21 protein-coding genes are annotated in these 25245 nt (G+C 54.3%); 10 read left to right on the top strand and 11 right to left on the bottom strand.

Annotated features, from left to right (window positions below):
• Positions 1-37 precede the first annotated feature (37 nt).
• From ABVN36_RS10610 to moeA, 4 genes are all read right to left on the bottom strand, one after another.
• Positions 38-2470: a glycyl radical protein gene (locus ABVN36_RS10610; protein WP_023138446.1), complete on the bottom strand. Its 2433-nt coding sequence runs from the start codon at positions 2468-2470 to the stop codon at positions 38-40.
• A gap of 5 nt (positions 2471-2475) precedes the next feature.
• Positions 2476-3375 carry a glycyl-radical enzyme activating protein gene (locus ABVN36_RS10605; RefSeq protein ID WP_000576954.1) on the bottom strand — a complete coding sequence of 300 codons (900 nt, stop codon included), beginning with the start codon at positions 3373-3375 and terminating at the stop codon, positions 2476-2478.
• A gap of 277 nt (positions 3376-3652) precedes the next feature.
• A complete protein-coding gene (gene moeB / locus ABVN36_RS10600; protein WP_000829280.1) occupies positions 3653-4402 on the bottom strand; it encodes a molybdopterin-synthase adenylyltransferase MoeB in 750 nt (249 codons plus the stop codon).
• Positions 4402-5637: a molybdopterin molybdotransferase MoeA gene (gene moeA / locus ABVN36_RS10595; protein WP_000395790.1), complete on the bottom strand. Its 1236-nt coding sequence runs from the start codon at positions 5635-5637 to the stop codon at positions 4402-4404. Before moeA ends, moeB begins: the two co-directional genes overlap by 1 nt.
• A 203-nt stretch (positions 5638-5840) precedes the next feature.
• On the opposite strand from moeA, the gene iaaA reads away from it, so the two are divergent.
• Genes iaaA through gsiD form a run of 5 tightly spaced genes read left to right on the top strand, consistent with a single transcriptional unit; the run spans position 5841 to position 12130 of the window.
• Positions 5841-6782: a beta-aspartyl-peptidase gene (gene iaaA / locus ABVN36_RS10590; RefSeq protein ID WP_023138445.1), complete on the top strand. Its 942-nt coding sequence runs from the start codon at positions 5841-5843 to the stop codon at positions 6780-6782.
• Positions 6783-6792: 10 nt separating this feature from the next.
• Positions 6793-8664, top strand: a complete 1872-nt coding sequence (gene gsiA / locus ABVN36_RS10585; protein ID WP_001120598.1) for a glutathione ABC transporter ATP-binding protein GsiA — start codon at positions 6793-6795, stop codon at positions 8662-8664.
• Between the two features lie 32 nt (positions 8665-8696).
• The gene (gene gsiB / locus ABVN36_RS10580) at positions 8697-10235 is read left to right on the top strand and encodes a glutathione ABC transporter substrate-binding protein GsiB (protein ID WP_000191439.1); all 1539 of its coding nucleotides are present in this window, start codon (positions 8697-8699) and stop codon (positions 10233-10235) included.
• Between the two features lie 60 nt (positions 10236-10295).
• Positions 10296-11216 carry a glutathione ABC transporter permease GsiC gene (gsiC, locus tag ABVN36_RS10575; RefSeq protein ID WP_000936066.1) on the top strand — a complete coding sequence of 307 codons (921 nt, stop codon included), beginning with the start codon at positions 10296-10298 and terminating at the stop codon, positions 11214-11216.
• Positions 11217-11218: 2 nt separating this feature from the next.
• Positions 11219-12130: a glutathione ABC transporter permease GsiD gene (gsiD, locus tag ABVN36_RS10570; protein WP_001236024.1), complete on the top strand. Its 912-nt coding sequence runs from the start codon at positions 11219-11221 to the stop codon at positions 12128-12130.
• A gap of 90 nt (positions 12131-12220) precedes the next feature.
• Here gsiD and rimO read toward each other — a convergent pair whose 3' ends face one another.
• Positions 12221-13546, bottom strand: a complete 1326-nt coding sequence (rimO, locus tag ABVN36_RS10565; protein WP_000073317.1) for a 30S ribosomal protein S12 methylthiotransferase RimO — start codon at positions 13544-13546, stop codon at positions 12221-12223.
• A 230-nt stretch (positions 13547-13776) separates the two neighbouring features.
• Here rimO and bssR point away from each other — a divergent pair, with 230 nt between their 5' ends.
• Positions 13777-14160: a biofilm formation regulator BssR gene (gene bssR / locus ABVN36_RS10560; RefSeq protein ID WP_000259651.1), complete on the top strand. Its 384-nt coding sequence runs from the start codon at positions 13777-13779 to the stop codon at positions 14158-14160.
• A gap of 117 nt (positions 14161-14277) precedes the next feature.
• Positions 14278-15399 (top strand): PQQ-dependent sugar dehydrogenase, encoded by a 1122-nt coding sequence (locus ABVN36_RS10555; protein ID WP_017441945.1) that lies wholly within the window; start codon positions 14278-14280, stop codon positions 15397-15399.
• Here ABVN36_RS10555 and ABVN36_RS10550 read toward each other — a convergent pair.
• Entirely contained in the window at positions 15396-16022 is a 627-nt protein-coding gene (locus ABVN36_RS10550) for a glutathione S-transferase family protein (RefSeq protein ID WP_000631907.1), read from the bottom strand. The two genes, ABVN36_RS10555 and ABVN36_RS10550, sit on opposite strands and share 4 nt — an antisense overlap.
• Positions 16023-16265: 243 nt before the next feature.
• Here ABVN36_RS10550 and dacC point away from each other — a divergent pair, with 243 nt between their 5' ends.
• Entirely contained in the window at positions 16266-17468 is a 1203-nt protein-coding gene (dacC, locus tag ABVN36_RS10545; protein ID WP_000195712.1) for a serine-type D-Ala-D-Ala carboxypeptidase, read from the top strand.
• A gap of 44 nt (positions 17469-17512) precedes the next feature.
• On the opposite strand, the gene deoR is transcribed toward dacC, so the two are convergent.
• Together deoR and ybjG are read right to left on the bottom strand one after the other, a co-directional pair.
• Positions 17513-18271, bottom strand: a complete 759-nt coding sequence (gene deoR / locus ABVN36_RS10540) for a DNA-binding transcriptional repressor DeoR (RefSeq protein ID WP_000450106.1) — start codon at positions 18269-18271, stop codon at positions 17513-17515.
• Positions 18272-18342: 71 nt separating this feature from the next.
• Positions 18343-18951, bottom strand: coding sequence for an undecaprenyl-diphosphate phosphatase (gene ybjG, locus ABVN36_RS10535; RefSeq protein WP_001531378.1), 609 nt, complete (start codon positions 18949-18951; stop codon positions 18343-18345).
• A 312-nt stretch (positions 18952-19263) separates the two neighbouring features.
• Here ybjG and ABVN36_RS10530 point away from each other — a divergent pair, with 312 nt between their 5' ends.
• Positions 19264-20496, top strand: a complete 1233-nt coding sequence (locus ABVN36_RS10530) for an MFS transporter (protein WP_001181284.1) — start codon at positions 19264-19266, stop codon at positions 20494-20496.
• Positions 20497-20549: 53 nt separating this feature from the next.
• Here the strand turns inward: ABVN36_RS10530 and ABVN36_RS10525 are convergent, their stop codons facing one another.
• Complete coding sequence (locus ABVN36_RS10525) at positions 20550-21365, bottom strand: Cof-type HAD-IIB family hydrolase (protein WP_000023554.1); 816 nt, start codon at positions 21363-21365, stop codon at positions 20550-20552.
• A complete protein-coding gene (locus ABVN36_RS10520) occupies positions 21362-22573 on the bottom strand; it encodes an MFS transporter (protein ID WP_023138444.1) in 1212 nt (403 codons plus the stop codon). The genes ABVN36_RS10525 and ABVN36_RS10520 overlap by 4 nt, the downstream gene beginning before the upstream one ends.
• A gap of 167 nt (positions 22574-22740) precedes the next feature.
• Between ABVN36_RS10520 and ABVN36_RS10515 the strand changes: the two genes are divergently transcribed.
• Positions 22741-23361, top strand: a complete 621-nt coding sequence (locus tag ABVN36_RS10515; RefSeq protein ID WP_023138443.1) for a TetR/AcrR family transcriptional regulator — start codon at positions 22741-22743, stop codon at positions 23359-23361.
• 116 nt (positions 23362-23477) lie between these two features.
• On the opposite strand, the gene ABVN36_RS10510 is transcribed toward ABVN36_RS10515, so the two are convergent.
• Positions 23478-25163: an aspartate:alanine antiporter gene (locus ABVN36_RS10510; RefSeq protein WP_001024853.1), complete on the bottom strand. Its 1686-nt coding sequence runs from the start codon at positions 25161-25163 to the stop codon at positions 23478-23480.
• Positions 25164-25245: the final 82 nt, after the last annotated feature.

Raw genomic sequence — 25245 nt, 5'->3', positions numbered from 1 at the left:
GGCAGTTCGGACATATTGCCGATGGCGCCAGGGAAAATTACAGCATATGTTCGGTACGGGCGATGATATCGTCCTGCGCATCCGGCGACAGCGCGGTGAAGAAGGCGGAGTAGCCTGCCACACGCACGACCAGATCGCGGTACTGGTCCGGATGTTTTTTCGCATCCAGCAGCGTTTCGCGTGACACGATGTTGTACTGAATATGCCAGCCTTTATGCACCTCAAAGAACGTCCGTAGCAGAACCATCAGTTTCTGTTTGTCGGACTCGTTTTCCAGCGTCGTTGGGTTCAGTTTCTGATTGAGCAGCACGCCGCCGAGAATGGAACCGGTAGGTAATTTGCCTACGGAACCAATCACTGCCGTCGGGCCGAGATGATCCGTACCCGATGCAGGGCTTGCGCCTTCCGCCAGCGGCGTATGCGCTTTGCGACCATCCGGGGTAGCCATAGTCGCGGCGCCAAACGGCACGTTTGCTGAGATAGAGGACGTACCGGCGTAATAGTTGCCGCCGACAGGGCCACGACCGTAGCGCGGGTTATGATATTGCTTCAGCTCATCAATATAGGTCTGATAAGCGCGCGCCAGCAGGGTATCGACGGTATCATCGTCGTTACCGTACTTCGGCGCGCCGTTAATCAGACGCTGGCGCAGCTGCTCATGGGTCAGCCCGTCAAAGTCATCGGCCAGCGCGGCGGCAAGCTGCTGTTGACCGATAACGCCCTGTTCGAAGACCAGTTTTTTCACGGCGGCGAGGCTGTTGCCCAGGTTTGCGATACCGACCTGAAGACCGGATACCCAGTCATATTTAGCGCCGCCTTGCTTGATACTCTTCGCGCGTTCAATACAGTCGTCTACCAGCGCTGAGCAGAGAATATCGTGGACGTTCTCTTCCAACATGGTGTCGACCACATACTCAATTTCGATCGATTTGCGCGTGTAGTAGCGAATTTGGGTATCCCAGGCGGCCATCACTTCGTCAAAATTGTTAAAGTTGCCTGCGGAGAGCGCCTTTTCCTGCGGCAGAAATACCTTGCCGCTGGTGGCGTCGCGACCGCCTTCCAGCGCCGCCAGCATGACGCGGGCGAAGTTAATAAAGCTCATGCCGGTGCAGCGATAACCCCATTTCCCGCCGACGGCGGTTTCGATACAGCCGATCGCCGCGTAATCGTAAGCGTCCTGCGGTTCGATCCCCAACTTGATAAATTCCGGGATGACGATTTCATCATTGTTAAACGCCGGCATCCCAAAGCCGCAGCGGATGACCTGGACGCAGGCGTCAAGGAAATCGTTACTCATTCCGGCGTGATAACGTACACTGAGGTTGGGCTGGGTAGAACGCAAACGTCCGCAGGACTCCAGAATGGCGTAAGACAGCGGATTCACTGCGTCCATTGGCTGACCGTTGATAAGATTCTGACCGCCAATGGTGACGTTTTGATACAGCGGGCTGCCCGCGGAAGCTTTGGAGTGCGAACCGGAGCGGATCTTGTTTACTTCCAGCAGTTTCAGCCAGCAGCTGTGCAGCAGTTCAATGGCGTGCTCACGATCCAGCGTCTGGTCTAGTTCGACATCGCGACGATAATAGGGGTAAAGATACTGGTCCATACGACCAAATGACACCGAGTGACCGTTAGACTCAATTTGTAGAATCAGTTGGATGAAGTAGCACAATTGCAGTGCTTGCCAGAAGGTCTGCGGCGGTTGGTGGGCGATCACCTCGCAGTTTTCCGCGATGGTAAGTAGCTCTTTACGACGGCTTTCACGGGACTCTTCGCCTGCCATCTGGCGCGCCAGCGCGGCAAAGCGCGTGATGTGCTGGCTTACCGCGTCCAGCACAATATCAATCGCCTTCAGGAACTGCTCGCCATGCAGATCTTCCAGCACGGTCAGGTTGATGCGTGAGCGGCGCTCGGCGACTTTATCGCGCAGGCCATCAAGCCCTTTTTCCAGCAGCAGCGGGAAGTTCACCGCCAGGTGCGCGTCACCGGAGGTCATATTGCCTTCGGCTTTGATAATGCCAGTCGCCAGAAGCCCTTTTTGTTCATCGGTAAACATGCCGTAGCAGCGATCCTGGACGGTTTGACCGCGCCACCACGGACAGACGTCGTGCAGAATACGTTTGTTTTCTTCACTTACGGAAAAACCTGCGCCGGGCCGGTCTGCCAGGTCGTCGATCTCTTTTTCAATCCACGAGACGGTATATTCCGGGAAAATCGGCGCGGCGCGGACTTCACTTGCCTGGTTGCCGACGATCAGTTCATCGTGTTTTATCCAGATAGTGCGTTCCGCCAGGTGATGGGCCAGCGCCAGCGCGCGGCGTACCGGAATCGGTTTATCCAGATGCTGCTGATACATTTCGGTATAATGCTGCGCGCGTTCGGTACAGACCGGCGGTTTCACGATATGTACCAGCGCGGTTTTGTGCGCCTTAATGCGGTCACTGAGCGTGTCCAGTTTCAGTTGGGTCATGATAATTATCCTCGTAGGGTCGCGGTTAAACCTTTTTGGCAGGCGTACTTCTGGGCAAAATCAAGTAACGCCGGCGCATCCAGTGGTTTATCCGGGGCATGATAGGGCTGACTGAGTAAGTGGTATTTATTGATGCCCAGCGTGTGGTAGGGCAGAAAATGAATTTCCCCGACGTGCAGTTCATCGGCGGCAAAGTCGGTAATGGCTTTAATGGTCTCCTCATCGGCATTAAATCCCTGAATCAGCGGGACGCGAATCACCATTTTTTTGCCCGCGGCGGCGAGTTTCCTGAGATTTTCCAGCACCCGCGAGGCGCTACCATCGGTCCACTGCTTAAACGGCCCGTCGGCGACATGTTTCAAATCAGCCAGAAACAGATCGATATAAGGCAGTGAGGGCGCAATGTATTTCCATGGAACATGCAGACAGGTCTCAACCGCTGTATGAATACCGGCGTCATGGCTGGCTTTAAACAGCTCTGCCGCCAGTTCCGGCTGCATAAACGGTTCGCCGCCGGAAAGCGTAAGACCGCCGCCGCTGCGATCGTAAAAAGGTTTATCGCGCAGTACCGTCGCCATGATCTCATCCACGCTTTTTATTTCGCCGCACACGGTTAACGCCTGTGTGGGGCAGCAATGCGCCAGGACTGAAAAATGGGCGTCGGTCAGTTTTTCGCGATGGATGAGCAGGCCGTTTAGCGCGCGCTCAATGACGTCCGGCGCGGCTTGCGCGCACAGGTCGCATCCTTCGAGACACAGCCGCGCGTCGTATAACAGATCCTGAGCGCGGGCGCGGCTTTCCGGGTTCTGGCACCAGCGACAGCCCAACGAACAGCCTTTGAGAAATACTACGGTACGGATACCGGGGCCATCGTGGGTAGAATAGCGCTGAATATTGAAGATCATAAACGGCCTCTCTTATTTCATATAAAGATTAAATTACTTTCGAATGAAAGTTGTCTTGATGTGCGTCAACGAATGGAGAGGTTCTGACAAAGAGGCGTTAAATGAGGTACAACATCACGGTTTGAGGCTGTGATATGGCGTTTAAGATGATGCCGCGCTGCTTGAGCCGATCGTCAGTCGGAGCTTGGGTAAGCTGGCTTTGCGTCTGATGACAGTAATTATCTGTTGATACAGCACGGCCATAAACCGTGCTTTGGTATGTTTATCCGTAAAGTGGCTACTGTCCGCAGACTTCACAGCCGGGGTTGCGCATTAACTTCATTTCGCGGAACTGACAGGTCATCGCATCGTACATGACGATTTTTCCGCTGGCAGGCTGACCGTAATGCGCCAGCAGCTTAATGGCCTCCATTGCCTGTAGCGAACCGATCACGCCAATCAGCGGCGCCATCACCCCTGCCTCTACGCAGGTCAGAGCGTTTTCGCCAAACAGACGGCTCAGGCAGCGGTAACAGGGTTCGTTTTCCCGATACGTAAAGACGGTAACTTGTCCTTCCATACGAATTGCCGCGCCGGAGATTAGCGGCACTTTCGCGGTATAGCACCCGGCGTTAAGTTGATTACGTACGCTAACGTTATCAGTACAGTCCAGTACCAGCGAATGCCCGGCAATCAGGCTGGTCATAGCGTCGTCGTCCAGCCGCGCGTTAACGGGCGTAATGGTAATATGCGGGTTGATTCGCGCCAGCGCGTCGCGGGCGGACTCTACCTTTGGCTGCCCGACCGTGGCGTCGCTGTGCAAGGTTTGACGCTGGAGATTGGAAACGGAAACGGTATCAAAATCGAGTAGCGTCAGTTGCCCGACGCCAGCGCCGGCCAGATACTGCGTTGCCGCGCAGCCGAGTCCGCCCAGCCCGACCACTAATACCCGCGCATCTTTTAACGCTTCCTGCCCTTCAAAATCGAAGCCGCGCAGAATAATTTGTCGGTTATAGCGCAGCATCTCCTGGTCGCTAAGTTCCGCCATTACAGGCCTCCGAACAGAGCATTAAACGGCTCGACTTCCACCCATTCTCCCGGCTCAACATTGCCGCGTTCACGCTCCAGCACAATAAAGCAGTTGCCCAGACTAAACGAGCTGAAAATATGTGAGCCCTGGTGTCCGGTGGTCGTGACCTCCAGTTCGCCGTTGGCGCTACGTTGCAGGATGCCGCGCTGGAAATCGAGACGCCCCGGCGTTTTCTTCAGGCGAGATGCTGTGCGTACACGCTGGCGCGGCGGTACAGCGCTTGCCGTGTTGCCGCCAAGCTTCGCCAGTAAAGGCTGAACCAGTTGATAAAACGTGAGCGCCGCAGAGACTGGATTCCCCGGCAGGCCACAGAACCAGCTATTACTGAGTTTGCCGAAGGCAAACGGTTTGCCTGGCTTGATAGCCAGCTTCCAGAAGGCGATTTCGCCCAGCTCCTCAAGGATGGTTTTGGTATAGTCCGCTTCACCAACCGAGACGCCGCCGGAGCTTATCACTACATCGGCCTGGCTGTCGGCGTCGATAAATGCGGCGCGAAGCTTACCGGGATCGTCAGGAATAATGCCTAAATTGATCACTTCGCAGCCAAGCTGTTGCAGCATCAAATGTATAGTTAGACGGTTAGTGTCATAAATTTGTCCCGCCTCCAGCGGCTGGCCCGGAAGCTGGAGCTCGTCGCCGGTCGAGAACAGCGCTACGCGCACTTTACGTACAACCTGCGCATCGGCAATTCCCAGCGACGCCAGCACCGGCAGTTCGGCAGTAGTCAGGCGCGTACCGGCCGGAAAGACCACCGCATCCTGGCGAATATCCTCGCCGCGGCGGCGGATGTTTTGTCCGCAACGAACATCGGCGGTAAAACGCACGCCGTCATCGGTTTGTTCCGTCTGCTCTTGCATAACTACCGCCTCGCAACCTGCCGGTACCGGGGCGCCGGTCATAATGCGAATGCAGGTGCCCGCAGGCCACTCTCCCTGGTAAGGCTGACCGGCAAATGCTTTGCCGGCGACGGGCAGCGGCTTATCGGCGGACAAATCCGCCACGCGTACCGCATAACCATCCATAGCTGAATTATCAAAGCCGGGGACATCAAGGGGAGATACGATATCGGTCGCCAGGATGCGGCCAAAGCAGTTCACCAGCGGCAACGTTTCTACGGCGGTGAGCGGGGTAATACGTGAAAGCATCTGGGTCAGCGCCGTTTCAAGCGGCATCAATCCGGCGGAAAATTCCATGAACATACTCCTGCGAGGCAAAATCGAATCCGGCTATTATGTCAGAAAACAGTGGCGGGCAGTATGCTACCTCGGTCTTAGAGACGGCCTTGCGCCTTTACATACCTTACGCATCTTTCTATATTCAAAAATCGAATGAATAACTCACAACAATTCTGATAGTTATAGTAAAAGTTGTGTGCCACCGTTAATGGACCCTAAAAATGAATAAAGCAGTGATTGCGATTCACGGCGGCGCAGGCGCGATTGCTCGCGCGCAAATGAGCCATGAGCAGGAGCTACGCTATATCCAGGCGCTGTCAGAGATTGTCGAAAGCGGGCAAAAGATGCTGGAAGCGGGTGACAGCGCGCTTGATGTAGTGACGGAAGCGGTGCGCCTGCTGGAAGCGTGTCCGCTCTTCAATGCGGGTATCGGCGCGGTCTATACCCGAGACGGAACTCATGAACTGGATGCCTGCGTGATGGACGGCAATACCCTGAAAGCCGGAGCCGTCGCGGGCGTGAGTCATGTTCGCCATCCTGTGCTCGCCGCCAGACTGGTGATGGAGCGCAGCCCGCATGTACTCATGGTGGGGGAAGGGGCGGAAAACTTTGCCTTTTCACAGGGGATGGCGCGCGTTTCGCCGGATATCTTTTCCACCCCGGCGCGTTACGAGCAATTGCTGGCGGCGCGTGCGGCGGGTGAAATGGCGCTCGATCACAGTGGCGCGCCGCTGGACGAAACGAAAAAAATGGGTACAGTCGGCGCGGTGGCGCGGGATAAATTCGGTAATCTGGCGGCGGCAACGTCTACCGGCGGGATGACCAATAAATTGCCCGGGCGCGTCGGCGACAGCCCGCTGGTCGGCGCCGGGTGTTATGCCAACAACGCCAGCGTCGCCGTTTCCTGTACCGGAACGGGAGAGGTCTTTATTCGCACGCTTGCGGCTTACGATATCGCCGCATTGATGGAATATGGCGGACTCAGCCTTGCCGACGCTTGTGAGCGCGTGGTGATGGAAAAATTACCGACGCTGGGCGGCAGCGGTGGATTAATCGCCGTTGATCACGAAGGTAATGTCGCGTTGCCGTTTAACAGCGAAGGGATGTATCGCGCCTGGGGATATGCCGGGGATACGCCGACCACAGGAATTTACCGGGAATAAGGAGCCGCAGGTGCCGCACAGCGATGAACTGGATAGCCGCGATGTTCTGTCCGTCAGTGGCCTGAATATCGCGTTTCACCACGAAGGGCAACAGGTAGACGCCGTGCGTAATGTGTCATTACGCCTGAAGCGTGGAGAGACTCTGGCGATTGTCGGCGAGTCGGGATCGGGAAAATCGGTGACGGCGCTGGCGTTAATGCGGCTGATTGAGCAGTCGGGCGCGAACGTGCGCTGCGGCGAAATGCTGTTGCGTCGGCGTAATCGCCAGGTGATTGAGCTGTCTGAGCAGAGTGACGCGCAGATGCGGCGTGTGCGCGGCGCGGATATCGCCATGATTTTCCAGGAGCCAATGACCTCGCTCAACCCGGTATTTACCGTTGGCGAGCAAATTGCCGAATCTATTCGTTTGCATCAGGGCGCCAGTCACGAAGAGGCGCTGGCGGAAGCGAAACGTATGCTCGATCAGGTACGGATCCCGGAGTCGCAGGCGATTTTATCGCGTTATCCGCATCAGCTTTCCGGCGGGATGCGCCAGCGGGTCATGATCGCGATGGCGCTATCCTGCCGTCCGGCGGTATTGATTGCCGATGAACCCACCACGGCGCTGGATGTCACTATCCAGGCGCAAATTCTGCAACTTATCAAAGTGTTGCAGCAAGAGATGTCGATGGGCGTGATTTTTATCACCCACGACATGGGCGTCGTGGCGGATATTGCCGATCGCGTGCTGGTGATGTATCAGGGCGAGGCCGTGGAAACCGGCAGCGTAGAGCAGATTTTCCATGCGCCGACGCATCCTTATACCCAAACGTTACTGGCCGCCGTCCCTCAGCTTGGCGCGATGCGAGGCCACTCGCTGCCACGCCGTTTCCCGTTGATTTCCGCTGACGAACCGGCCCTTTATGAATCGCAGATTGAGCAAGACACGGTGGTGGAAGGCGAACCTATTCTCCAGGTTCGGGGGCTGGTGACGCGATTCCCGCTGCGTAGCGGTCTCTTTAACCGCGTTACGCGTGAAGTTCATGCCGTTGAGAATATCAGTTTCGATCTCTGGCCCGGCGAAACGCTATCGCTGGTGGGCGAGTCCGGTAGCGGAAAATCGACGACCGGACGCGCGCTGCTGCGGTTGGTTGAATCCCGGCAGGGGGAGATTATCTTTAACGGACAGCGCATTGACACGCTGTCTGCGGGTAAACTCCAGCCGTTGCGCCGCGATATTCAATGTATTTTCCAGGACCCTTACGCCTCGCTCGACCCGCGCCAGACCGTGGGGTATTCCATTATGGAACCTTTACGGATTCATGGCCTGGGGCAGGGGGACGCTGCGGCAAAGCGCGTGGCCTGGTTGCTTGAGCGTGTCGGATTACGTCCTGAACATGCCTGGCGTTATCCGCATGAGTTTTCCGGCGGTCAACGTCAGCGCATCTGCATTGCTCGCGCGCTGGCATTGAATCCTAAAGTGATTATTGCTGATGAGGCGGTCTCCGCGCTGGATGTTTCCGTTCGCGGACAGATCATTAATTTACTGCTCGATTTACAACGGGAAATGGGGATCGCCTACCTGTTTATTTCGCATGATATGGCGGTCGTGGAGCGAATTAGCCATCGCGTAGCGGTGATGTATCTTGGTCAAATTGTTGAGATGGGGCCGCGGCGCGCCGTTTTTGAAAATCCGCAGCATCCTTATACGCGTAAATTGATGGCGGCGGTGCCGGTTGCCGATCCTTCCAGACACCGGCCGCGGCGCGTTCTGCTATCAGATGATATACCCAGCAATATTCATAAACGTGGCGAAGAGACGCCCGCCGTTTCATTACAGTTGGTCGGGCCGGGACATTATGTTGCGCGGCCGCTGCAGGATAATGCGCTCTCGCGCTTATAACATTCAGACAGGCAGGGTTTCAGGAGAACAACATGACGCAATTTATTACGCATAAATGGCTGGCGGCGCTGGGACTGGCCTCATCCATTGCGGCTTTTCCGGCCCTGGCGGCCAAAGATGTGGTGGTGGCGGTAGGGTCTAATTTCACCACGCTCGATCCGTATGACGCCAACGATACACTCTCGCAGGCGGTGGCGAAGTCATTTTATCAGGGGCTGTTTGGCCTGGATAAAGACATGAAGGTAAAAAACGTCCTGGCGAAAGGCTATACCGTTTCTGATGACGGTCTGACCTACACCATTACCCTACGACAGGGGGTGAAATTTCAGGACGGCGCGGATTTTGATGCGGCGGCGGTGAAAGCGAATCTCGATCGCGCCAGCAATCCGGATAACCACCTCAAGCGTTATAACCTGTATAAAAATATCGCAAAAACGGAGGTTGTCGACCCGGCAACGGTAAAAATTACCCTGAAACAGCCGTTCTCCGCTTTCATTAATATTCTGGCGCACCCGGCGACGGCGATGATCTCGCCGCAAGCGCTGGAAAAATATGGCAAGGATATTGGTTTTCATCCGGTCGGCACTGGTCCATATCAGCTTGAAACCTGGAATCAGACCGACTTTGTCAAAGTGAAAAAGTTCGCCGGTTACTGGCAGCAGGGCTTACCCAAGCTGGATTCTATTACCTGGCGTCCGGTTACTGACAACAATACCCGCGCGGCGATGCTGCAAACTGGCGAAGCGCAATTTGCTTTTCCTATCCCTTATGAGCAGGCCGCGTTACTGGCGAAAAATAAAAACCTCGAACTGGTCGCCAGCCCGTCCATTATGCAGCGTTATATCAGTATGAATGTGACGCAGAAGCCGTTTGATAATCCTAAGGTGCGTGAGGCGTTGAATTACGCTATCAATCGCCAGGCGCTGGTTAAAGTGGCGTTTGCCGGATACGCCACGCCGGCGACGGGCGTGGTGCCGCCGTCGATAGCCTATGCGCAAAGCTATCAGCCGTGGCCCTATGATCCGGCTAAAGCGCGCGAACTGTTGAAAGAGGCGGGGTATCCAGACGGTTTCAGTACCACGCTGTGGTCATCGCACAACCATAGCACCGCGCAAAAAGTGTTGCAGTTTACCCAACAGCAACTGGCGCAGATTGGCATTAAAGCCCGGATAACCGCGATGGACGCCGGCCAGCGCGCCGCGGAAGTCGAGGGCAAAGGGCAAAAAGAGAGCGGCGTGCGAATGTTCTATACCGGCTGGTCGGCGTCGACGGGCGAAGCTGACTGGGCGTTATCGCCGCTCTTCGCATCACAAAACTGGCCGCCGACGCAGTTTAATACCGCTTTTTACAGCAACAAGCAGGTCGACAGCGATTTAGCGGCGGCCTTAAAAACCAACGATCCGCAGGAGAAAACACGATTGTACAAAGAGGCGCAGGATATTATCTGGAAAGAGTCGCCCTGGATACCGTTGGTGGTGGAGAAATTGGTTTCTGCGCACAGTAAAAATTTGACCGGTTTCTGGATTATGCCGGATACCGGTTTCAGCTTTGACGATGCGGATTTGAAGTAAGTAATGCGATGGGGCTGGATGGCGCGCGCGTTGTCCGCCATCCGGTAAAAGGTTCGTGTGATGCTTAACTATGTTCTCAAGCGCCTGCTGGGATTAATTCCTACGCTGTTGATTGTGGCAGTGCTGGTGTTTTTATTTGTTCATTTGTTGCCCGGCGACCCGGCGCGGCTGATAGCCGGACCGGAAGCCGACGCGCAGGTGATCGCGCTGGTTCGTCAGCAGCTGGGGCTTGATCAGCCGCTTCATGTCCAGTTTTGGCATTACATCACCCATGTTTTACAAGGCGATTTCGGGACGTCAATGGTTTCCCGCCGCCCGGTTTCTGAGGAGATCGCCAGCCGCTTTTTGCCGACGCTGTGGCTGACGATAACCAGTATGATATGGGCGGTGCTGTTTGGCATGGCGATCGGCATCGCCGCCGCCGTGTGGCGTAATCGCTGGCCTGACCGGGTAGGAATGACGCTTGCCGTGACCGGCATTTCTTTCCCGGCTTTTGCGCTGGGAATGTTGTTAATGCAGATTTTTTCCGTGGATCTGGGCTGGCTACCGACCGTGGGGGCGGATAGCTGGCAACATTATATTTTACCCTCCCTGACGCTTGGCGCGGCGGTGGCATCCGTCATGGCGCGTTTTACGCGCTCCTCGTTTGTCGATGTCCTGAGCGAGGATTACATGAGGACCGCGCGGGCGAAAGGCGTCAGTGAAACGTGGGTGGTGTTAAAACATGGCCTGCGCAATGCAATGATCCCGGTCGTCACCATGATGGGACTGCAATTTGGCTTTTTGCTTGGCGGATCGATCGTCGTCGAAAAAGTGTTTAACTGGCCGGGGCTTGGGCGATTACTGGTCGACTCCGTCGACATGCGCGACTACCCCGTGATTCAGGCGGAAGTGCTGCTGTTTTCTCTGGAATTTATTCTTATCAACTTAGTGGTGGATGTCCTCTATGCCGCCATTAATCCGGCTATCAGGTATAAGTAAGGATGCGATTATTTAACTGGCGCCGTCAGGCGATTTTACATGCTATGCCGGTGGTAAAACCCGACCAGATACGCACGCCGTGGCGGGAGTTCTGGCGTCGTTTTCGCCGCCAGCATGTCGCGTTGGTCGCCGGGGGATTCGTACTGGCGTTAATTCTGGTGGCGATTTTTGCCCGTTGGCTGACGCCCTACGATGCGGAAAACTATTTTGACTACGATAGCCTGAACAATGGCCCCTCTTTGCAGCACTGGTTTGGCGTTGACTCGCTGGGAAGAGACATCTTTAGCCGGGTTCTCGTTGGGGCGCAGATCTCACTGGCGGCGGGCGTGTTCGCGGTATTTATCGGCGCGATAATCGGTACGGTGTTGGGATTGCTGGCGGGATATTATGAAGGCTGGTGGGATCGTTTTATTATGCGCATTTGCGATGTGTTGTTCGCCTTCCCCGGCATTTTGCTGGCGATTGCCGTTGTGGCGGTGTTAGGCAGCGGTATTGCTAATGTGATCGTTGCGGTGGCGATTTTCTCTATTCCGGCGTTTGCTCGTCTGGTGCGCGGAAATACCCTGGTCTTAAAACAGCAGACGTTTATTGAGTCTGCCCGCAGTATCGGCGCCAGCGACACGACGATTTTGTTTAGCCATATATTGCCGGGAACGGTCTCGTCAATTGTGGTTTTCTTTACGATGCGTATCGGTACGTCAATTATTTCCGCGGCAAGCCTGTCATTTCTCGGATTAGGCGCGCAGCCGCCAACGCCGGAGTGGGGAGCGATGCTCAATGAAGCGCGGGCGGATATGGTCATCGCGCCGCACGTAGCGCTCTTCCCGGCGGTGGCGATTTTCCTGACTGTGCTGGCGTTTAACCTGTTAGGCGACGGGTTGCGCGATGCGCTGGACCCGAAGATTAAGGGGTAAGCCAGCCCGGTGGCGTTGACGCCTGGCGGGCCTGGAACGGCCTCGTCAGGCGGGATAACACATCCGGCACCCGCGCCGGGGGAGGTGGCGTTAAACCCGACTGCCCCACAAATCATATTCGTCGGCGTTTTCCACTTTCACGCGCACGATATCGCCCGGCTTGACGTTGGTTTCGCCGTTCAAATAGACCGCGCCGTCAATTTCCGGCGCATCCGCCATGCTACGCCCGATAGCGCCTTCTTCGTCAACCTCATCAACGATCACCAGAATTTCGCGGCCCACTTTTTCCTGCAAGCGCTCAGCGGAGATTTGCTGTTGCAGTTGCATAAAGCGGTTCCAGCGCTCTTCTTTCACCTCTTCCGGCACCTGATCCGGCAGCTCATTCGCGCCTGCGCCTTCCACCGGGCTGTACTTGAAGCAGCCTACACGATCGAGGCGCGCCTCTTTCAGGAAGTCGAGCAGCATCTGGAAGTCTTCTTCCGTTTCGCCGGGGAAGCCGACAATAAAGGTGGAGCGTAGGGTCAGTTCCGGGCAGATTTCGCGCCACTGCTTAATGCGCGCCAGCTGGCGGTCAACGGAACCGGGACGTTTCATCAGTTTAAGAATCCGCGGGCTGGCATGTTGCAGCGGAATGTCCAGATAAGGCAGGATTTTGCCTTCCGCCATTAGCGGAATCACATCATCAACGTGTGGGTAGGGGTAGACGTAGTGCAGACGTGTCCAGACGCCCAGTTTTGATAACTGCTCGCACAGGCTCACCATACTGGTTTTCACCGGTTCGCCATTATGGAATCCGGTGCGGTGCTTCACATCTACGCCGTAGGCGGAGGTATCTTGCGAAATCACCAGAATCTCTTTGACCCCGGCATCAACCAGACGTTTCGCTTCGCTTAATACGTCGCCAATCGGACGGCTGACCAGATCCCCGCGCATCGACGGGATGATGCAGAACGTGCAGCGGTGATTACAGCCTTCAGAAATTTTCAGATACGCATAATGGCGCGGCGTCAGTTTTACACCCTGTTCCGGTACGAGGCTTAAAAATGGATTGTGCTTCGGCTTCGGTACGTAATGATGTACGTGCTGCAGAACTTGCTCATAGCTATGCGGCCCGGTGATTTCCAGTACTTTCGGATGCACTTCGCGGATCTGATCTTCTTTTGCGCCCAGGCAGCCGGTGACGATTACCTTACCGTTTTCGTTCAGCGCTTCGCCAATGGCTTCCAGCGACTCTTGTACCGCGCTGTCAATAAAGCCACAGGTATTAACGATAACCATATCCGCATCGTCATAGCGTGGCACAACGTCATAGCCTTCGGTACGCAGCTCAGTCAGGATGCGTTCCGAATCAACGAGGTTTTTCGGACAGCCCAGGGAAACGAAGCCGATCTTTGGCTGGTGGGTTACATTACTCATAGCTTAAAAAGTGTTCATTTATTGGAATGGTCAGGGCAGGGATTCTACAGATATCCGAACAAAAATTGTATCGCAATCTCATCAGGAGCGGCGGCATCAACCGTTGTGGTTATCAGCAAAAGGTGAAAAAGGGCAATTCTAAGAAAATTCTTGATCTCTGACACCCCTTTGTCTAAAAAACGACCATACTATTAAGTTGAACCCTGGTAGAAAAGAGGAGGAAAAAAGGTATGGTCGTTGACAGACTGAGAACCGATCTTCTCAACAAGCTGATAAACGCGCGTATCGATCTTGCCGCTTATCTGCAATTGCGAAAAGCGAAGGGGTATATGTCAGTCAGCGAAAGTGACACTCTGCGTGACAATTTTTTTGAACTGAATCGCGAGCTCCACGATCACGCTTTACGGCAGGGACTGCATCTCGATCAGGAAGAGTGGAACGCGCTGCGCCGTGCCGAAGGCGCGCTTGCAGCCGCCGCCGTTTGTTTAATGAGCGGACACCATGATTGTCCGACCTTTATTGCCGTCAACGCAGATAAACTTGAAAACTGTCTGACAACTTTGACGCTGAGTATTCAGAGTCTGAAAGCACATTCACCGCTTACACAGGTCTGAATAAGGGGGAGGCGACTCCCCCTTTTTACCGGACCGCGCCGCTTAATGTTTTGTAAAAATAAACCGACCTCTTGCGATGCTGACTACGCTTTAACGCAGAGCCCTGAAGGAGGCGGTATGCGTCGAATACTTCTCGCGATAGTTTCATTCTCTCTTTTCTCTTCATGGGCGAACGCCAATCTTGCGCCGGTGAACGTTGAGGTGCTGCAAACCCGACTCGATCACCCGTGGTCGCTGGCTTTTTTGCCGGATAACCGTGGGATGCTCATTACCCTGAAAGGGGGACAACTGCGCCACTGGCAGACGGGGAAGGGACTTTCCGATCCGCTGGCTGGCGTACCGAAAGTGTGGGCAAACGGGCAGGGAGGTTTGCTGGACGTCGTGCTGGCGCCTGACTTTGCCCAGTCGCGCCGCGTCTGGCTGAGCTATGCTGAAGCTGACCGCGAAGGAAACGCCGGTACGGCAGTCGGTTTTGGACGGCTGAGCGACGATCTTCAGCGTCTGGAGCATTTTCGTACCGTGTTTCGCCAGATGCCTAAGCTGTCTACCGGCAACCATTTCGGCGGACGTATGGTATTCGATGCGCAAGGGTTTCTTTTTATTGCCCTGGGTGAAAATAACCAGCGCGCTACCGCGCAGGATTTGGATAAATTACAGGGTAAGCTGGTGCGCCTGACCGGGCAGGGCGAAATTCCGCCGGATAATCCGTTTGTGCATCAGGCGGGCGCGCGTCCGGAAATCTGGTCTTACGGTATTCGTAATCCGCAGGGGCTGGCCATCAATCCCTGGAGCGGCGCGCTATGGCTGCATGAACACGGTCCGCGCGGCGGCGATGAAATTAACATCCCGGAAAAAGGCAAAAATTATGGCTGGCCGCTGGCCACATGGGGCGTCAACTATAGTGGTCTGAAAGTGCCGGAAGCCAAAGGTGAAATTGTCGAGGGAACGGAGCAACCGGTTTACTACTGGAAGGATTCTCCGGCGATCAGCGGGATGGCTTTTTATGCCAGCGACGTTTTTGCGCCGTGGCGGCACAAACTGTTTATCGGCGCGCTAAAAGATAAAGAGGTCATTGTGATGCGCGTCGATGGCAATACGGTGACGGAAGAAGGCCGTATTCTGGGTGACAGAAAGCAGCGTATTCGGGATGTGCGTGTCGGACCTGACGGCTACTTATATGTGTTAACCGATGAGTCCGACGGGCAGTTACTCAAGGTAAGTCCTGCAGCCACGCGTTAGGTCACCGGGATCATCACCACTTTGCGAAAAGCAGGGCGCTCGGTAAGCTGTTGATACCAGCGTTCCAGATTCGGGCGCGGCGTCCATTTCAGACCCACGTTCAGTAGGTTATAGACGAAAGGCGCAATAGCAATATCGCCGGTGCCAAAGTTATCCCCGGAGAACCACGGCTGGTGGGCCAGAGCGTCATCAAGCAGCGCAAACAGGCTATCACACTTTTCGATACCAGCTTCAATTGCCGCCTGGTCGCGTTTTTCCGGCGGGGTTCTGACCAGTCCCATCAGGATCACGCGGTGCGCCGGGCTTAACGTTTGATTCGCCCAGTCCATCCATTTTTCGCCCTCCGCACGCCGCGCCGGATTATCAACCCATAGCCGGTTCTGGCCGTATTGCGCCGCCAGATAGCGGACAATGGCATTGGATTCCCACAATAACAGGTCGGTTTCATCATCTTTAAGCAGCGGCACCAGCCCATTAGGATTCATCGCCAGATAGTCGGCATCCTGGTTAACGCCGAATTTTCCGCCTGCCAGAATTTGATCGTATGGCAGTTCCAGCTCTTCAAGCGTCCACAACACTTTTTTAACATTAGTCGAGTTGTTCCGGCCCCACAGCGTAATCATATTAACCCCTTCTGTTTTATCAGGATGATGACAGTAATCGGCCTACCGTGAGATAAACCTAACATTTACACAATGGTCTGTAAAAAAATCGTTATGAAGGAAGCGTAACGGGATGTTATTGCATAAACTTTAAAAACTTTACCAAGTTACGGTTTCTTTAACGTCGTGAGTGCGTTATTACTCACCGCACTTATTACACGGTGATGTGACGTGTGTTTTTGGAATGGATACTCGGGTGGTACTATGACGCAATACGCTTCTTCCCTTCGTAGCCTCGCGGCAGGTTCGGTTCTCTTATTCCTTTTCGCTTCGCCTGTAAAGGCAGAGGAACAAACGATCGCGCCGCCGGGCGTTGATGCGCGAGCCTGGATCTTAATGGATTACGCCAGCGGTAAAGTACTGGCGGAAGGCAACGCCGATGAGAAACTCGACCCTGCCAGTTTGACAAAAATTATGACCAGCTACGTGGTGGGCCAGGCGCTGAAGGCAGGGAAAATCAAGCTGACCGATATGGTGACGGTGGGCAAAGATGCCTGGGCGACGGGGAACCCGGCGCTACGTGGGTCGTCGGTGATGTTTCTGAAGCCAGGCGATCAGGTGTCGGTTGCGGATCTTAATAAAGGCATCATCATTCAGTCAGGTAATGATGCCTGTATCGCGCTTGCCGACTACGTCGCCGGAAGCCAGGAGTCCTTTATCGGCCTGATGAACGCCTATGCGAAACGACTGGGATTAACGAATACAACCTTCCAGACGGTACACGGTCTTGATGCGCCAGGGCAGTTCAGTACCGCTCGCGATATGGCGTTGCTCGGCAAGGCCTTGATTCACGATGTGCCTGACGAATACGCCATTCATAAAGAGAAAGAATTTACTTTTAATAATATTCGTCAACCAAACCGCAACCGCCTGTTGTGGAGCACCAATCTGCATGTCGACGGCATGAAAACGGGGACAACGGCTGGCGCTGGGTATAACCTTGTCGCCTCCGCCACCCAGGGCGATATGCGCCTGATCTCTGTCGTGCTGGGGGCGAAAACGGACCGTATTCGTTTTAATGAGTCAGAAAAACTGCTGACCTGGGGTTTCCGCTTCTTTGAAACGGTCACGCCGATTAAACCTGACGCGACATTCGTGACGCAACGGGTCTGGTTTGGCGATAAGCGTGAGGTCAATTTAGGGGCGGGCGATGCGGGGTCAGTGACGATTCCACGTGGGCAGCTTAAAAACCTGAAGGCCAGCTTTACGTTGAACGAACCACAGCTCACGGCGCCGTTGAAGAAAGGGCAGGTTGTCGGCACCATCGATTTCCAGCTTAACGGAAAATCCATTGAGCAACGCCCGTTAATGGTGATGGAAAACGTCGAGGAGGGGGGATTTTTCAGCCGGATGTGGGATTTTGTGCTGATGAAACTCCATCAGTGGTTTGGCAGTTGGTTCTCGTAAAATAACTCCGTTGCCGGGTGCGCGTCGCATCCGGCTACGGGCGGTTAATACATCAGAGTAATTTGTTGCGCTTTAGCGTAGGCCACAAAGGCCTCATCGGGACGGCGGTCGCTGATAATCGTATCAAAGCGTGATAATTCCCCCATCCGCGCCGGACGTACCTTGCCGAATTTACTGTGATCCACCACCAGTACATGGCTCTGTGCCATTGTCATTGCCCAATGTTTTACCGGCAGCTCTTCCAGATTAAAGCAGGTAGCGCCTTTACTGGTATGAACGCCGGCGGCGGAATAAAACGCGATATCCGGACAAATATTGTTTAACGTTTCATGGAAATCAAGCGGCTTGAAAATGGCGTTGCTGGCGTGAAACTCCCCGCCGCTGAGGATGGCGCGGCAATGGGGTTTGTCCTGCAGCGCCAGAAAGGTATTAAGTGAATAGCACACCGCCGTAAAGGGAAGGTCATTATCAATGGCTTCAATGATCCACGGCGTGGTGGTGCCGCAGTCAATAAATACTGTCTGATGCGCTTGTACCAGGCCCGCAGCCAACTGAGCGGCTCGGCGTTTTTCTTCCACCAGACGAGATTTTTGATCGCTTAACAGATAATGACTGGCGCTGCGGGGCTCCAGTACGATATAGCCGCCCAGCAACACGACAGGCGCGCTTTTATGGTTCAGGTCGCGACGAATGGTCATTTCAGAGACGCCCAACAGGGTCGCGGCTTCTTTAAGATGAAGTTTATCGCTGCGTTTTAAGGCCTGCAGCAATTGACCAATACGCTCGTCGCGTCGCGTTTCCATAGTTCCCCTGGAGAGTTAAATAAGCGCTCCGCACCATACAGAGCGCTTAATATTACTCTTTTTTTCGCTGGTTAGTCACGTACCCAGCCTTTTCGAATGGGCAATGCGAAACAGAAACGGTAACAACGTTGCAGCGCCTGGTAGAGCGGCGCGCCGTACCATTGCCAGATCAGCTGTGCGCTCAGGCAGCCAAGCATCGCTACCAGCAGCGCGCCAATCATATCTAACGGCCAGTGTACGCCGAGATAGACGCGCGACCAGGCGATGGTAATAGCTATCGCCATCATCACGATGCCTGACCAGAGGCGGTGCCAGAACAAAAACGCCAGTGCAAAGGTAAAAATCACCGTACCGTGATCGCTGGGGAACGAGTCATCGGCGGCATGATGCAGGAAGTTATAGCCGATATGATCGACAAACGGACGGTCGTGCGGGAAAAGGTGTCCCATTGTCCAGGAGACCGCCAGACTGATAATCAGCGCGATGCCGATTTTAACGATCAGCTGGCGCTGGGCGCAGACCCGATCGCGGGGCCCCCACAGCCAGAGTACCACGGCTAAGAGCGGGACGATGTTGATGACATCTTTGGCGATAAAGATAGCGAGCGAAATCGTCCACTGCGCGGAATCAGGCGTGGCGTTAATAAAATAAAACAGCGAGTTGTTAAGGTTTTCCAGCATAACATCCAGGCTCGGAGCAATGAAATCAAAAGGGATAGCCAGCTCATCCCCGTGCAAACTGAGCATAAATGCAGCGTAACAGAGAGGAAAAGCAGTATTGTCTTATTTGGCGGCAACATGAAGAGATTTAAGACAATGGCATAAAATAATGTCGATGATAACGGCGCAAACTTAAATTAACCTTAAAGTACGCAAGCGCTAAGCGGCTTTCTGTAAAAATGTGCGCTATTTCCCTTGCAGCCTCATAATTCGCTATCTCAGTTCCCCGACTTTCATTACACTCTGCGCGGTTTTTATTGGCGAAGAGATGGTATGCAGAATCGTTTACAATCAGGCGGCAGGCTGGGACGTCAGGCGCTGCTTTTTCCTCTCTGTCTGGTGCTGTACGAGTTTTCTACTTATATTGGCAACGACATGATCCAGCCGGGTATGCTGGCGGTGGTTGAGCAGTATCAGGCGGGCCTGGACTGGGTTCCGACGTCCATGACCGCTTATCTGGCGGGCGGTATGTTCTTACAGTGGCTGCTTGGCCCGTTGTCTGACCGGATTGGCCGTCGTCCCGTGATGCTGGCGGGCGTCGTGTGGTTTATTGTCACCTGCCTGGCGACGTTACTGGCGAAAAACATCGAACAATTTACATTCCTGCGTTTTTTGCAAGGGATTAGCCTGTGTTTTATCGGCGCTGTAGGGTATGCCGCGATTCAGGAATCCTTTGAGGAAGCGGTGTGTATAAAAATTACCGCGCTGATGGCGAACGTGGCGTTAATCGCGCCGCTACTGGGACCACTGGTTGGGGCGGCATGGGTGCATGTTCTGCCGTGGGAGGGGATGTTTATTTTATTTGCCGCACTGGCCGCTATTGCCTTTTTCGGGCTACAGCGCGCAATGCCGGAGACCGCCACGCGGCGGGGCGAAACGTTGTCATTTAAGGCGCTGGGCCGGGATTATCGGTTGGTGATAAAAAATCGGCGGTTCGTCGCAGGGGCGTTAGCGCTGGGATTTGTCAGCCTGCCGCTGTTGGCCTGGATTGCGCAGTCGCCGATTATCATCATTAGCGGCGAACAGCTCAGCAGCTATGAATATGGTCTGCTGCAGGTGCCCGTTTTTGGCGCGCTCATTGCCGGTAATCTGGTGTTGGCGCGTTTAACCTCCCGGCGTACGGTTCGCTCGCTGATCGTGATGGGCGGCTGGCCTATCGTCGCGGGGCTGATCATCGCCGCGGCGGCGACGGTGGTTTCATCCCATGCTTATTTATGGATGACGGCGGGATTAAGCGTATACGCTTTTGGCATTGGGCTGGCGAATGCCGGACTGGTGCGTCTGACGCTCTTTTCCAGCGATATGAGTAAAGGAACGGTCTCGGCGGCGATGGGAATGCTACAAATGCTGATTTTTACCGTTGGCATTGAAGTCAGTAAACACGCCTGGTTAAGCGGCGGCAATGGGTTATTTAGCCTGTTTAATCTGGCAAACGGTATTCTTTGGCTACTGCTGATGCTGGTCTTCTTAAAAGATAAGCGGACGGGGAATTTGCAAACAGTCTGAGAGAGCGGCTACGCCTGATAAGCTTTCTGTTATCAGGCATAGAGAGGCATCCGCTAGACGTTGAACGGCGGCTCGTTGTTTAATACGCTGTCGATGATATCCAGCACGCCTTCCTGGTTGTTCGATCCGGCGCGGTATTTCGCCGCCGCCGCGACCGCCTCGCTGGCGTGCGACATGGCAAAACTAAACCCGGCCTGACGCAGCATCTCAATATCGTTGCCGCCGTCGCCGAATACCACCACTTCACTATCATGAATGCCCCAGCGCTGCTGTAACAGACGCAGGCCGTTGGCTTTATGCACGCCGGGAATTATTAAATCAATACTGCCATAGCCGGTATGAACGGGGACCATGATATCGCCAATGGCGTCGTGCAGCGCCGCCTGTACTTCCGGTATCCGTTCATCGGTAATATTAAGGCCGAATTTGAAAAAGACATCGTTGATATTATTAAAATTATCCACAAACTCCAGACGATGATAATACATTGCCGCAACGGCTTTTAACGCATCGTTGTACCGTTTCAGCGTATAGGCGCTGTTTTTTCCACAGGCGATAATCTCCACATCGGCGCGTGTGAGCAGGTGTTCGACAACCGTCTGGAAGTCGGCTTTTGTCAGCTCGCCGTTAAAAATATCCTCTCCTTCGCTGACCACCCAACCGCCGTTTTCCGCGACAAAAGCGATTTCGTGCGCAATTTCCGGAAAGAACGAGATTAACTGGTAATACTGGTTGCCGCTGGCCACGACAAAGCGAATGCCTTGCCGCTTCATTTGTTGGTACTGCGCCATAAACCGGTCACGGTTATAGGTTTTTTGATCGCTCAGAAACGTGCCGTCCATGTCGACGGCGATTAATTTGATACTCATGCGTTATGCTCCATCACCGGTTGCGGAGTCGATACAGGTTTGGCGACGGCCTTCGCCACCAGCGCCGCCAGAATAACCAGCGCCAGCACAACCATCATGGCGCTGCGTAATCCATAATGTTCTCCCAGATAGCCCAACAGCGGCGGCCCGACCAAAAACGCCAGATAGCCGGTCGTGGCGACAACGCTCACGCGCGTCGGCGCGTCGGGACCGGTATCGCTGGCGGCGGAAATGGTCAGCGGGAAGCCGAGCGAAGCGCCTAAGCCCCAAAGAATGACCGAGACGCCGGCGACCCAGTCGCTATCGACAAAAATAATCAGGCCAATGCCCAGCGCTCCCATCAACGCGCTGGCGCGAACAACCGTCACCCGGCTATAGCGGTCAATAAACCAGCCGCCGGTAAAGCGGCCAACGGTCATACCAAGCGTGAAACCGGCGTAGATCAGAGAGCCGGAGGTTGGGCTAAAACCGTGTCCGTCTACCATCAGTAGCGGCAGCCAGTCATTCGCAGAGCCTTCGGCGAATGCCATTGCCAGCACCACCACGCCAATAAGCAAAAGCTGGATGTCCCGATAAAAAGGTAATCCTTTTTCCTGAAGGTGAGCATCTTCCGATGCGTTTTTACCCGTACCGTCAGGGATCGCCCGAATGGCGATAAAAATGGGCGCGATCGCCACGGCAGCCGCGAGGATGATATGGATGTTAGCCGGGACGCTTAATGCGGTTAACGCCATGCCGACACCAGCGCCCGCCAGCGTGCCGAAACTGTAGAAACCATGCATCATCGGCAGAACGGTTTTATTCAGCTCGCGTTCGACCGCCGCGCCTTCGACATTAATCGCCACTTCGGCGGCGCCAAAACTGGCGCCGAAAACGGCTAATCCAAGGGCAAAAATCAGCGGCGAGGCGCACCACAGCGCGACGCTAAGAATAACCATCCCGGTTACTGCGCAGGTCATCGTCGTGCGAATAACCTTCCGGGTGCCAAATCGTTTCACCAGCCAGGCGGAACAAAGAATACCGCTCATTGAACCGATAGAAAGCCCGAATAAGACCGCCCCCATTTCCGCGGTAGAGACGGAAAGAATATCCCGAATAGCAGGCGTTCGGGTTGCCCAGGAGGCCATCAGCAGTCCGGGTAAAAAGAAGAACATAAACAGCGCCCAGGTACGGCGTTTTAAGGTGTTACGTGAGGAGAGGACGGTCATAGCGTCAGGCCAGAAAATAGAAGCGAGAGGTAAACATTAGCAAGCTTGTGTACATTTGTACATATCGTCGTCATACTTCGTTGTGCAGACAGTTTTTACTGTCTGTTTTTTCAGCGTAAGCGGCAGGCTACTATCGCCTGCATCCTGAATGAGATGTGGAACTCATCATGAAAGAAAATGCCGTAAGACGCGCCAATGATCCTAAGCGACGGGAAAAAATAATTCAGGCCACACTGGAAGCGGTAAAGACTTATGGCGTTCATGCCGTGACGCACCGGAAAATCGCCGCTATCGCTCAGGTGCCGCTTGGCTCGATGACCTACTATTTTGCCGGTATGGATGCGTTATTGAGTGAAGCTTTTACACTTTTCACCGAGAACATGTCGCGTCAATACCAGGATTTTTTTGCGCAGGTGACGGATGCGGAGGGGGCGTGCCAGGCGATAACGGAAATGATTTACGGCTCGCAGGTTACGACGCCGGATAATATGGCGTTAATGTATCAGTTATATGCCTATGCCAGCGATAAGCCAGCGTTAAAAATAGTCATGCAAAACTGGATGCAGCGTAGCCAGAATACGCTGACGCAGTGGTTTGACGCACAGACCGCCCGCGCGCTGGATGCGTTTATCGAGGGGATGACGCTGCATTTTGTAACGGATCGAACGCCGCTGGCGCGTGAAGCGATTTTACAGATGGTAAAGCGAATCGCCGGAGCGTCAATGTCGTGTCACTCTGCGTCAGGCAACAAAAAACCCACCAACCTTGAACCGAAATGGCGGGGTTGATGGGCTCCACAAAATGGGGACATCAAAGAAAAGCAGTGGCAATAGGTATGACTGATGCTTTAACGAAAAGTTCGACCTATTGGCAAAATTTTTTCACTTAAAGGCAAACTTCAGTTTTATCCTAACCCCGGCCAGATGATGACAATAAGCGTCCCCGCCAGCGTTAGCAGAACGTTGGCGATAGCGTAAGTCCCCGCATAACCCAGCGCTGGAATATTACTGCGCGCCGTATCGCTAATGATTTCCATCGCCGGGGCGCAGGTACGCGCGCCCATCATGGCGCCGAACAGCAGCGCCCGGTTCATGCGCAGCACATAAGCGCCAAACAAGAAGCAGATCACCACCGGTACCAGGCTGACGACAAGCCCGGCGATCAGCATTTGTCCGCCGACCGCGCCCAGACCGTTGCTGATACCGCTGCCAGCGCTTAAACCAACGCCTGCCATAAATACCATCAAGCCGAATTCTTTCACCATGTTAAGCGCGCCCTGCGGAATATAACCAAAGGTAGGATGGTTAGCGCGCAGGAAACCGAGCATGATCCCGGCGAACAGCAATCCGGCCGCGTTGCCGATGCCGAAACTAAAATTGCTGAACTGGAAGGTAATCATCCCGATCATTAACCCGATGATAAAAAAAGCGCAGAAGGCGAGCAGGTCCGTCACCTGACTATGGATCGAAATAAAACCAATGCGATCGGCGATGGTTTTTACGCGTCTGGCGTCGCCGCTCACCTGTAACACGTCGCCTTTATTCAGCACGACGTTATCGTCGATAGGCATTTCGATCTGGCTGCGGATGACGCGGTTAAGGAAGCAGCCATGATCGGTCAGCTTGAGCTGAGCGAGGCGGCGACCGACCGCATTGTGGTTTTTCACCACAATTTCTTCCGTTACGATGCGCATATCAAGCAGATCGCGATCAAACACTTCCTTACCATTACGGAAGCTGGGATCGAGCCTGGCGTGCGCGTCCGGATAGCCGACTAGCGCAATCTCATCGCCCATTTGCAGCACCGCATCGCCATCCGGATTCGCCAGAATACCGTTACGGCGAATACGTTCGATATAGCAGCCTGTCTGGCGGTAAATACCCAGCTCGCGCAGGTTTTTACCGTCAGTCCAGGCCACCAGTTCCGGACCAACCCGATAGGCGCGGATAACCGGCAAATAAACCTTGCGATTAGCATCGGTATCCAGACCGCGCTCGCGGGCAATTTGCTGGGCGCTGGTTTGCAAATCCTGATGCTGCAGTTTAGGCAAGTAGCGCGCGCCCACGATCAGACTGACCAAGCCAATCAGATAGGTCAGGGCATAGCCCAGGCTCAGATTATCAAGAGCGGAGGAGAGTTGGGTGCTGGCGATGCCGGAATGTCGCAGGGTATCGCCTGCGCCAACCAGCACGGGCGTGGAAGTCATTGAGCCGGCCAGCATACCGGCCGTCAGGCCGATATCCCAGCCGAATAGCTTACCAAGGCCTAAGGCGATTAGCAGAGCGCTACCGACCATGACCAGGGCAAGCATCAGATAATTTTTACCGTCGCGAAAAAAAATCGAAAAAAAGTTGGGGCCAGCCTCGACGCCGACACAAAAAATAAACAGCATAAATCCCAGATTTAGCGCGTCGGTGTTAATACTAAAGTGTTGCTGCCCTAATAATAGAGAGACCACTAAAACGCCAATGGAATTACCAAGTTGGACTGAACCCAGACGTAACTTGCCAAGACACAGGCCAAGAGCCAGGACCACAAATAATAACAGGATGTAATTCCCATTTAACAAATCTGCGACGTTTATATTCACGGAGACTAACTTCTTGTTTACGAGTAAGCTGTTGAAAGAAATGGTAATTTACGCTACTGTTTTTATCATGAATTAAGGGTGC

This window comes from Salmonella sp. SJTUF15581 (assembly GCF_043356775.1).
Lineage (GTDB): Bacteria > Pseudomonadota > Gammaproteobacteria > Enterobacterales > Enterobacteriaceae > Salmonella > Salmonella enterica.
The sequence above is the reverse complement of the archived record's forward strand: the minus strand, read 5'-3'. Positions and strand labels throughout refer to the sequence as shown.